The organism is Senegalimassilia sp. (genome assembly GCF_977052095.1).
In genome coordinates this window covers 1-10845 of record NZ_CDRSTZ010000060.1, presented here as the reverse complement: position 1 = coordinate 10845, position 10845 = coordinate 1, and the positions used below count along the sequence as shown (strand labels likewise).

The following is a 10845-nucleotide window of genomic DNA, read 5'->3' as shown; positions in this document are numbered from 1 at the left end:
TACGGCCACTTCGGTCGCGAGCTTCCCGAGTTCACTTGGGAGGCCACCGACAAGGCTGAAGCTTTGAAAAAGGCGTGCAATCTGGCATAACAAGAGGGCTAACATACTCTGCGTGAGAGAAGAGGGCCCGGATGGGGTAACGCCAAGCGCGCCGTTCAGCTGACCGTAGACCACGACGCATTGGGTGCCCTGACCAGGTAACATGTGCAAAGCCTGCTGGAAGCGAACTATGCGGTCGGCGTCATCGAGGGATTGCTCGACGACAACCTGACCGTTACGTACGCCAGCAGGCTTTTTTATAAGCATTTGGGCTACGGAACCGATGACGTCAAGCGGTTCAACGGCCATTCGTTTCTGGACATCGTGCACCCCGATGACCTGGAAGAATTCAAGTGTAAGCTGTTCAGCTCGCTGACCGACCTTCGCCACGACTTCCACTTCGACGCCACGTATCGCGGACATGTGCGCGGAAACGGGTCCGTGCGGTTCCGCTCCATCGGCAACGCGAACCGCCGCAGCGACGGGTCGGTCAGCCATGCCGTGGGCGTGTTCTTCAACGTTGACGAAGGTCAGCGGCAAAAGGAAATTGCGCGCGTGCTCGACTCGTACTGGGGGTAGCGGAAGTTTTTCGAGCGTGGATGTAACGGCGCTGTGGGCTTGAGCCTGCGGCCCCTTTTTTGCTTGCGGTGACTGTGCGGTGCGTTTGCGAGGCGGTGGGCTGGCTGGGCATGGCGCTGGTTTTGCCGTCTGTTTCGTTCCGCGCCGGAAAGAGATGGCATGCAAAAGCGTTCATTTGTTCGCTTTTCGAGCGAAACCCGCGCATTCGCTGGTATACTGATTCGCTATGAAACTAGCTCACGTCATCTTGGACATACCTACGCAGGCGCTTGACGCGCCTTATACCTACGCGGTTCCCGAAGAGGGGCTGTTCGCCGCCGCATGCGAAGGAGCGGGCGACGAAGAGGGTGCCGATGCGCAGTGCGACTACGCCGTGGCCGTTGGCGCGGCCGTGCTGGTGCCGTTCGGTCACCGGCGGGCCATCGGGTTCGTGGTGGACATTCGCGAATACGGCCAGCCGGGCGGGCCTGATTGGCCGGCTGAGGTGGACCCGGCGAAGCTCAAGGCCATCGTGCGCGCCGTCAGCCGACCGTATTTCGACGAGGAAGGCGCCGCGTGCGCGCAGTGGCTTTCCGAGCGCTACATCGCGCCGCTTTCCGCGTGCGTGCGCCTGTTCACGCCGCCCGGCGGCGTGGCGCGCATGGTGCGCGGCCGCGATGGTCGCTGGCGGCTTGAACAGCCTGCCGTGGGCGAGGTGGACGATCGCTGGGTGGTGCCGGGGCCGGCGCTGGCCGCGTTTTCGCCGCGCAAGAACGCGGTGAAGCAGGCGCAGGTGGTCGAGGCGTTGCGCGGCGGCGAGCTGCGCGTGGCCGAGCTGGCGGCCCAGTTTGGAGCGGTGTCGTCGGTACTCAAGGCACTTGAGGCCAAAGACGTGGTGCGCGTGGTGCGCCGCCGCCGCATGCGCGGCGTGCAGGGCGCGGCTTCAGGGCCGGTAACCGATTGCAACCGGCAGCACGTCCCTTCGACCAAGCCCGCGCTTACGGCAGGCCAGGCTGCGGCGCTTTCCGCTATCGAGCGCGCGTGCGATGCCGGCTGCGGGCGCGTGGTGCTGGTGGACGGCGTTACGGGCTCGGGCAAAACCGAGGTGTACCTGCAGGCTATCGAGCGCGTGCTAGCGCAGGGGCGCACGGCGTGCGTTTTGGTGCCTGAGATTTCGCTGACGCCGCAGACGGTGGGGCGCTTCCGCGGACGCTTCGGCGACACGGTGGCCGTCATGCATTCGCGCATGTCGGCCGGCGAGCGCTTCGACCAGTGGGATTTCATCCGCTCGGGCGCGGCCCGCGTGGTGGTGGGCGCGCGCAGCGCCCTGTTCACGCCGCTTGCCAACATCGGGCTCATCGTCATCGACGAGGAGCACGAGGGCAGCTACAAGCAAGACAGCGCGCCGCGCTACCATGCGCGCGACGTGGCCGTGTGGATGGCCCGTCGCAGCGGGGCGGCCGTGGTGCTCGGCAGCGCCACGCCTTCCATCGAGTCGCTGTACCAGTGCGCGAAAAACCCGCTGTGGGAGCAGGTGCTTTTGCCCGAGCGCGCCAACGGCCGGCCTATGCCCGAGGTGCGCGTGGTGGACATGGCGCGCGAGTTCGCCGAAGGGTCGCGCTCCATGTTCTCGGCGGCGCTTGCGCGTGGGCTGCAGGAAGAGCTTTCGGCCGGGCGCAAAGCGGTGCTGCTGCTCAACCAGCGCGGGTTCGCGAAGTTTCTGCTGTGCCGCGAATGCGGGTTCGTGCCGAAGTGCCCGCACTGCGAAACATCGCTGACCTACCACGAGCGCGGCAACTTCCTTATCTGCCACCATTGCGGGTTCCGCCAGGCTACGCCGCCGGTGTGCCCGAAGTGCAAAAGCCCCTATCTGAAAAAGTTCGGCGCGGGAACGCAGCGCGTGGAAGACGAGCTGCGCGTGGTGCTTGACGGTATGGAGGGCGTGGGGCTGGATGTGCCCATCATCCGCATGGACGCCGACACCACCAGCGGCAAAGGCGCGCACCAGCGCCTGCTCGAGCAGTTCGCCGCTGCCGACGCCGCCGTGCTGTTAGGTACGCAGATGATTGCGAAGGGCCTTGACTTCGACGACGTCACGCTCGTGGGCGTCATCAACGCCGACACGCAGCTGCAGCTGCCCGACTACCGCGCGCACGAGCGCACGTTTGACCTTATCGAGCAGGTGGCCGGCCGTGCCGGGCGCGCCGAGCTGCCCGGCCGCGTGCTCGTGCAAACCTACGAGTCGGACGCCGCTCCTATCCGCGCGGCGGCGCGTTACGACCGCGCGCTGTTTCTGCGCGACGAGCTGCCGAAGCGTCGCTTGCTGGGATATCCGCCCTACGTGCGCATGGCCAACGTGCTGGTGTGGGGCGCCCACGAGCCCGACGTGCAGGCGCTTGCGAAGGAAATCCAACGCGACCTGGACAAAGCCGTGCACAGCTACGGCGGGCAGGATTGGGTTGTGCTGCCTGCCACGCCGTGCGTTCTGGCGAAGCTGCGCAACACGTACCGCTGGCATGTGGTGCTGAAGTGCCCCGCCGACGCCGACATCTCGCGCGCGCTGCTGCCGTACTTCAGACGCCGCAAGCCCGACAAATGGGTGAACGTGGCGGTGGACGTGGACCCCGACGACTTGCTGTAAGCGTGCGGCGGCCTGCGGGCGCGGCGCATTGCCGGCAGCGGCGTCTCGCGTTGGCGGCGCTGCTTGGTGCCGTGGCTTTCCGGGGCGGGCGTTCCGCGCTTGCGGCGTTGCGCTCGTCGCTTGGCGCCACGGCGAAGGGCGTTCTTGCGTCGTTGCGTTCGTTGCCGTGGCAGGCGGCGTTCGCGCGAGGCTTTCGCGTGCTGCGCCGACGCCGACACTTCGGGTTCGCATGAACTTTTCCCTGTTCGTCCCTTTATCAAACGGGGAAATTATGCTATCTTAATTTGATGCATCTTTGCGCCCTTTTTGCGGAACGTAAAAGGGCGCTATTTATCCTGTCGAAAGGAAGAACACGTGGCTCAAGCTTCGAAGAACCAAGCAACTGCTTCCAAAGCGAAGAAAACCGCAAAAGCTGCCGCAAAGGCCGCGCCGGTCGTTGAGGAAGAAGTGCTGGAGGACGAGGACGTGCTTGACGCGGACGACGTCGAGCCCGATATGAGCAGCACCGAGGTTGCCTCTGACGACAAGCCCGAATCGAACATCAACGAGGACGGCGAGGAAGAGGACCTGCTCGAAGGCATTCCCGAGGAAGAGCTCAAAGCTGCTTCCGACGTGTCGCTGCCGAAGGTGCGCGCGAAAAAGACGCGCAGCTCGGTTCGCAAGCGCAACGAAGCCGCCAACGTCACCATGCTTACGGGCGACCCGGTGCGCATGTACCTGAAGGAAATCGGCAAGGTTCCGCTGCTTACCGCCGCCGAGGAAATCGACCTGGCCATGAAGATCGAGGCCGGCGTTGCCGCTACGGCCGAGCTTGACAAGGCCGAAGAGGAAGGCCGCGAGCTCGATCGCCGCGAAAAGCGCCGCCTGGGCCGCGTTGAGCAGGTGGGCCTTGACGCCAAGCAGCAGCTTATCGAGGCGAACCTGCGTCTGGTCGTATCCATCGCCAAGCGCTACGTTGGCCGCGGCATGCTGTTTTTGGACCTTATCCAGGAAGGCAACCTGGGCCTGATCCGCGCCGTCGAGAAGTTCGACTACACGAAGGGCTTCAAGTTCTCCACGTACGCCACGTGGTGGATTCGCCAGGCCATCACGCGCGCCATCGCCGACCAGGCGCGCACCATCCGCATCCCGGTGCACATGGTGGAAACCATCAACAAGCTCGTGCGTATCCAGCGCCAGCTGCTACAGGAGCTTGGTCGCGAACCAACGCCCGAGGAAATCGGCAAGGAGATGGGCCTGCCCGCCGAGCGCGTGCGCGAAATCCAGAAGATCAGCCAAGAGCCGGTTTCGCTGGAAACGCCTATCGGCGAGGAAGAGGATTCCCAGCTCGGTGACTTCATCGAGGACGACGCCGCCGTTGTGCCCCCCGACGCCGCCAGCTTCAGCATGTTGCAAGAGCAGCTATCGAAGGTGCTTGACGGCCTGGCCGAGCGCGAACGCAAGGTCATCAGCCTGCGCTTCGGCCTGGAAGACGGCCACCCGCGCACGCTTGAAGAGGTCGGGCGCGAGTTCGGCGTCACGCGCGAGCGCATTCGCCAGATCGAAAGCAAAACGCTTGCGAAGCTGCGCCATCCTTCCCGCAGCTCGAAGCTGAAGGATTACCTGGAAGATTAAATGGAAACGCGGGTCGCTTACGGCTCGCGTTTCTTTTCGGTTGAGGGCCGCGCGCCCGAATATTCGACGCCTCAAGAAAGACTTCGAAATGACAAGCACGAATGAACGAGTTGAATACGAGCTGTTCGCCAGCTGCCTGGCGGGCTTCGAGCAGTTTTTGGCTGCCGAGCTTAAACACCTGCGCGCCCGCCGCATCCGCCCGCTGCACGGCGGCGTGTCGTTTTACGGCACGGCCGCGGTGGCGCAGCGCGTGTGCCTGTGGTCGCGTTTGGCCTCGCGCATCACGCTGGTGGTGCGGCGCGTGAACGCCGGCGACGCCAGCCTGCTGTACGAGGGCATCCGCCGCATCCCGTGGCACGAGGTCATCGCTCCGGGCGCCAGCATCGCCGTGCATGCGCACGGCATGAACGACGAGCTGCGCAACACCCACTTCACGGAGCTGAAGGTCAAAGACGGCATTTGCGACGCGCTGCGCGAGCGCACGGGGGCGCGCCCGAACGTGGACAGCGCCGATCCCGATGCCAGCATCGACGTGCGCGTGCGTGAAAACCGCGCCACCATCTCGCTGGACCTGTCGGGCGAATCGCTGTACGCGCGCGCTTACTTGGAGCCCGATGCGGGCCAGGACGCGCCGCTTGAGTGCGCGCTGTCCGCCGGCGCGCTTGCCATGGCGCAGTGGGACGAGTCGTGCAAGACGGCGGCGCTGGTGGACCCGGCGTGCGGCGACGGCTCGCTGGTGGTGGAAGCTGCCGGCATGGCCTGCGACATGGCGCCGGGCCTGGCGCGCAGCCGCTGGGGCTTTGAAGGCTGGGCGGCGTTTGACGAGGACGCGTGGGAGCGCTTTCTCGACGAGGCCGACGAGCGTTTCGAGGAAGGCCTGGAGTCGGTGGGCGGCGCTGGCACGGCCAGCGCTTCGGCGTCCGACCGCCCCGACCTGGAGCGCGTGCGCTTCGTGGGCGCTTGCACGTCAAGCCCGGCCATCGCGCGCGCCCGCACGCGCGCTAAGCGCGCGGGGTTGCGACAGGTGGTCAGCATCGAAGCCGGCGACGCGCACGTGGTGGCGGACATGACCGGGCGTGCCTGCGGCGTGGCCGTGCGCCTTTCCGCAGGTAAAACGGCTGCCGAGGACGCGCAGTGCCCGTGCTTGGTTGCCAGCAACATGCCGGCGGGCGACCGCATCCAGTCCGAGGCGCGCGCCCAGGCGGAGGCCGCCGCGTTCGTGAAGGCCGCGCAGGCGGCACCGGCGGACAGCATGTACGTGGTGGTGGGCGGCCAGGGCGTGCAGGGCCGCTTCGGCGTCGATGCGGCCGACACGCTGCGCTTTGGGCGCGGGCGCGTGGAGGTGTCGGCGCAGCTGTTCATGCGCGCGCCTGCCGAAATGGCCACGGCCGTCATCCCCGACAGCGCTGGCGGCGCCGAGCACACTGTCGAGGTGTTCGAGGAAACGTCGCAGCAGTTTGCCGACCGCCTGCGCAAGGTGGCAAAAGAGCGCCGCAAGTGGGCGCGCCGCGAGGGCATCACGTGCTATCGCGTGTACGATGCCGACCTGCCCGATTACGCGGCTGCTATCGACATCTATACGGGTGCCGGCCAGGCCGAGGGCAATACGTATCTGCACATAGCCGAATACGCGCCGCCGCGCTCCATCGACGAGGACAAGGCGCGCCGCCGCTTCGACGACATCCTGACGGTGGCGCCGGTGGTGCTTGGCGTGCGCCCCGACCACGTGTTCTCGAAGGTGCGTTGCCGCGACAAGGGCGGCGGGCAGTACCAGGGCGCGGGCAAGCGCAACTACGTCACGCACGTCGATGAGGCGGGCTGCCTGCTTGAAGTGGACCTGGCGGGCTACCTGGACACGGGGCTGTTTTTGGACCATCGCGACACGCGCGCTATGGTGCGCTCCATGGCCGATGGCAAACGCTTTCTCAACCTGTTTGCCTACACGGGCTCGGCCACGGTGCAGGCGGCGGCCGGCGGGGCGGTGGAAACCGTCACGGTGGACCTGTCGCAAACCTACCTTGAGTGGGCGCAGCGCAACATGGAGCAGAACGGCTTTACCGGTCCCGAGCACATGTTCGAGCGCGGCGACGTGATGAACTGGATCACGCAGTGCCGCCGCAACCCGCGTCGCTTCGACCTCATCTTCGTTGACCCGCCCACGTTCAGCAACTCGAAGGCCATGGGCAAGCGCACGTGGGACGTGCAGCGCGACCACGTGGAGCTTCTGGTGGGCGTGTCGCGCCTTCTGACGAAGGGCGGCATCGCGGTGTTCAGCTGTAACCTGCGCTCGTTCAAGCCCGACTTCGAGCAGCTGGAGAAGTACGGCGTGGAACTTGAGGACATCACGGCCCAAACCATCCCGCACGACTTCGAACGCAACCCGCGCATCCACAAGTGCTACCTGGTGCGCCACGTGAAGTAGCGCACAGCAAGCTTCGTACAGCAGCTCATGAGGGCATGAAAAGGGCCCGTCCGAATGCATTTCGCAGCTTTCGGACGGGCCCTGTGGTTTTTCTGCAACGCAATATACTAGGTGCAAATCGCGTCAAAAGGCAAGGTTCCTTCATATGCTTAGCTCGTGAAGGAACCCAGCCTTTTGACGTTGCCTATGCTCATGCGTGAACGGCGGTCGTTTTCGACGTTGGCTACGCGGCGGTTTGTTCGTGCTCGGCACCGATAGCGGGGCGGGCGCCGCCCATGATGCGCACGAAGAAGTTCACCACGAAGCCGGTGATGACGGCCGCGGCCACCGTGCCTTCGCGCACGCCCACCAGCGTGCCCATGGTGGAAAACGACACGACGCAGGCGATGATGACGCAGCTGATGTCGAAGCCCACCTTCGTGTGACCGAAGTTCCAGCCGGTTTTGCTGGTGATGGCGGCAACCAGCGCTTCGCCGCAGTTCATGGCCACGTTGGCCACCACGGTGCACGACACGCCTAGCGCCAGCGTCGCGATGCCCACGGCCAGCGTGATCAGCGATAGCGCGTAGTTCGCGGGGACAAGCCAAGAAAGCACGCCGTTGAACGCGTCGATGCTTAAGCTGAACAGTACGGAGATGGGAATCTGCAGCAGCGCAAGTGCCTTGAAGTGCCGGCGCAGGATGACCACTTGCCCTAGCAGCAGGGCGATATTCCAGAAGAACATGAACACGCCGTAGGAAACGCTGGGGAAGGCCACGCTCAGCACGTACCCCGTCGATGAGATGGGGGTGTTGCCGGTTGCCGATTTCGTCACGATCACGATTCCTGCCGCCATCACCACGATGCCGATGGCCAGCAGGCACCAACGTCCTACCATGTGCTTCATGCGTCTTCTTTCTATGAGAGGGTGGAGGGTTTTGCGCCGCGTCATGAATGGTCGCACACAAACCCCGCTACGATTGTAGGCATTCAGGCATATGGCCGCAACAAAACTTTTTTAAAAAAGTTAAAATTGGGGGTTGCGCGGTAGGGTAGGTTCCTCTAATATGTATCGAGCGCGCTACGGAGCACGCAATTCGGTCGCTTGGCTCAGCGGGAGAGCATCGCCTTCACACGGCGGGGGTCACAGGTTCAAATCCTGTAGCGACCACCACGAATGACAAGGCCGGAATCAAGTGGTTCCGGCCTTTTTCTTTCAATGGTGTTCCAATTGGTGAAGGCGCCAAGTGCGGTGCCGGACGTTTGCAGTGCGCCGCGTTTTTAAGTTTGCGTTTTTTCGCGTGCGTGCACGCCTGCAAGCTTTTGCGCGAACATGCTACGGGCCTGTAGCTCAACGGTGGAGCAGGGGACTCATAATCCTTTGGTTCTCGGTTCGAATCCGGGCGGGCCCACCAAAACAAACAAGGACCGGAGATAACCTCTCCGGTCCTTTTCGATTTAGTACCCCAGATCCTCGGCGATTAGGATCACTTTAATCCGGCCGGTGTGGCGGTTGTGGCGCGTTACCACGATGTTGCAGCACATGCAGCCGTCCTCGTGGCAGTTGCCGCACACGCCCGTGCGCTCGCACGGCGTGCCGGTGTGCAGGCGCGCGGCGTTCGGCGGGCAGGCCATCGTGTGGATGCGCTTGATGCCGGCGTCCACGTCCTCCACCACCTTGTTCATGCCTGCCAGCACGTACACCTCGCGCGGGCCGTACAGCAAGCACGCCAGGCGGTTGGAGTTGCCGTCGATGTTCACCAGCTCGCCCTTGCGCGTGATGGCATTCGTGCTCATGAAGAAGCAGTCGCTGGCGAAATGCTGCCGGTAGATCTGCTCCGCCTCTTCGGGCGTTTTCGTCACGGAGCGGTCTATCATGCGGTAGTTGCCGGCTTCCAGCATGGCCTTCACGCCTGTTTGCGCGAACGTGGCCGTGCCGCCCCATGCGATCGATGCGCCCTCGGGTACCAGCTTGCGCACCAGTTCCACGGCGTCGGCCGATGTCTCGCAGAAATAGCCTTCCATGCCGTGGCGTTCTAGCTGGTTGATGATGGTCTTCGCCGTTTGGGCGAACGCTTCGGTGCGCGGATCTGCCATGGGTTGCTCCTTAAGTTCTCGTCTTTGCGGGCGCCTGTGGCCCTGCTGCACCTTATTGTGCCACGATTGCCGAGAACTGGCCGCTGTCCACACGGCACCTTCGTCAACCTTTCTTGCGAATGGGGCGCAGGGTGGATGCTGGTCGGGCAATCCGGCGTTAGCTGCGAGTGCACCGGCAGCACCTGCGCGGCCTGCTTCGGTTGGCGAAATAAGGTTCGGACGGGAAAGTCCTATCGGCCGATGTGCCCCAGGTAGCGTGTTTGCCTAGCGCCCGCGTGCCCTTCTTCGCTGTTTTGCGCTGGCGGTTGGGCGCGGGCGGCGGGGAAACGGTTATACTAGTCGAACGACTGAAATCCGCCAACATATGATTGTGAGGCATTATGAGCGGCGATAGCTTTGAAACCAGCAAGAAGCGCAGCGACGAAATCCGCGCTGACTTGGCTGTGAACCCGGGCAAGTACTGCATGCTGACGGGCGACCGTCCCACGGGCAGGCTGCACCTTGGCCATTACTTCGGCACCATCCGCGAGCGCGTCGCGCTGCAGAACCTTGGCATCACCACGCGCATCGTTATCGCGGACTACCAGGTCATCACCGACCGCGACACCACGGCAAACATCCAGGACAACGTGTACAACATGGTCATCGACTACCTGGCCTGCGGTATCGACCCGGAAAAGACCATCATCTTCACGCACTCCCATGTGCCGGCCTTGAACCAGCTTATGCTGCCGTTTTTGTCGCTGTGCACCGAAGCCGAGCTTGAGCGCAATCCCACGGTGAAGTCCGAGCAGGAGGCGTCGGGCCATGCGCTCACGGGCCTGCTGCTGACGTATCCCGTGCACCAGGCGTGCGACATCCTGTTCTGCAAGGGCAACATCGTGCCGGTGGGCAAAGACCAGCTGCCGCACATCGAGCAAACGCGCCAGATCGCGCGCCGCTTCAACGAGCGCTACGGTCGCGTGTTCCCCGAGCCCGACGGCCTGCTTACCGATGCCGTGCTTATCCCTGGCCTTGACGGCCGCAAGATGTCGAAGAGCTACGGCAACGCCATCAGCCTGTCGGCCACGGCCGAGGAAACGGCGAAGCTCATCAAGAAGTCGCAGACCGACTCCGAGCGCTTCATCACGTTCGATCCCGACAACCGCCCCGGCGTGTCGGCGCTTATCACCACGGCGTCGCTGTGCACCGGTCGCGGCGAGGTGGAAATTGCCGAGGAGATTGGCAACGGTGGCTCGGGCACGCTGAAGAAGTACGTCACCGAAAGCGTGAACGAGTTTTTGGCCCCCATCCGCGAGCGCCGCTGCGAGCTGCTCAAGGATATGGACTACGTGAAGGACGTGCTGCACGAAGGCAATCGCCAAGCGAACGAGATTGCCAACGAAACGCTCGCTCAAGTCCGCGAAGCCATGGGCATGGTGTATTAGGGTTTCAGGCCTGCGGCCGATGAAACAACATGCATTGACAGATATACAGAAAGCCGCCTCATCGGGCG

At 63.9% G+C, this 10845-nt stretch carries 7 protein-coding genes and 2 tRNA genes; 7 read left to right on the top strand and 2 right to left on the bottom strand.

Annotated features, from left to right (window positions below; translation table 11 throughout):
• The first annotated feature begins 204 nt into the window (after nt 1-204).
• From ACWI6D_RS08695 to rlmKL, 4 genes are all read left to right on the top strand, one after another.
• A complete protein-coding gene (locus ACWI6D_RS08695; protein WP_449134391.1) occupies nt 205-618 on the top strand; it encodes a PAS domain-containing protein in 414 nt (137 codons plus the stop codon).
• Nucleotides 619-844: 226 nt separating this feature from the next.
• Nucleotides 845-3238, top strand: coding sequence for a replication restart helicase PriA (gene priA / locus ACWI6D_RS08690; protein WP_449134390.1), 2394 nt, complete (start codon nt 845-847; stop codon nt 3236-3238).
• A gap of 354 nt (nt 3239-3592) precedes the next feature.
• A complete protein-coding gene (gene rpoD, locus ACWI6D_RS08685; RefSeq protein WP_129423023.1) occupies nt 3593-4852 on the top strand; it encodes an RNA polymerase sigma factor RpoD in 1260 nt (419 codons plus the stop codon).
• A gap of 88 nt (nt 4853-4940) precedes the next feature.
• The gene (gene rlmKL, locus ACWI6D_RS08680) at nt 4941-7274 is read left to right on the top strand and encodes a bifunctional 23S rRNA (guanine(2069)-N(7))-methyltransferase RlmK/23S rRNA (guanine(2445)-N(2))-methyltransferase RlmL (protein ID WP_449134389.1); all 2334 of its coding nucleotides are present in this window, start codon (nt 4941-4943) and stop codon (nt 7272-7274) included.
• A gap of 223 nt (nt 7275-7497) precedes the next feature.
• Here rlmKL and ACWI6D_RS08675 read toward each other — a convergent pair whose 3' ends face one another.
• Nucleotides 7498-8160, bottom strand: coding sequence for a YczE/YyaS/YitT family protein (locus ACWI6D_RS08675; protein WP_302936390.1), 663 nt, complete (start codon nt 8158-8160; stop codon nt 7498-7500).
• Between the two features lie 192 nt (nt 8161-8352).
• Here ACWI6D_RS08675 and ACWI6D_RS08670 point away from each other — a divergent pair.
• Together ACWI6D_RS08670 and ACWI6D_RS08665 are read left to right on the top strand one after the other, a co-directional pair.
• Nucleotides 8353-8427 (top strand) — tRNA-Val (locus ACWI6D_RS08670).
• 166 nt (nt 8428-8593) lie between these two features.
• Nucleotides 8594-8668 (top strand) — tRNA-Ile (locus ACWI6D_RS08665).
• A gap of 43 nt (nt 8669-8711) precedes the next feature.
• Here ACWI6D_RS08665 and ACWI6D_RS08660 read toward each other — a convergent pair.
• On the bottom strand, nt 8712-9350 hold the full coding sequence (locus ACWI6D_RS08660) for a lactate utilization protein (RefSeq protein ID WP_449134388.1): 639 nt from the start codon (nt 9348-9350) through the stop codon (nt 8712-8714).
• Between the two features lie 380 nt (nt 9351-9730).
• Between ACWI6D_RS08660 and trpS the strand changes: the two genes are divergently transcribed.
• The gene (gene trpS, locus ACWI6D_RS08655; RefSeq protein ID WP_408005768.1) at nt 9731-10777 is read left to right on the top strand and encodes a tryptophan--tRNA ligase; all 1047 of its coding nucleotides are present in this window, start codon (nt 9731-9733) and stop codon (nt 10775-10777) included.
• Nucleotides 10778-10845: the final 68 nt, after the last annotated feature.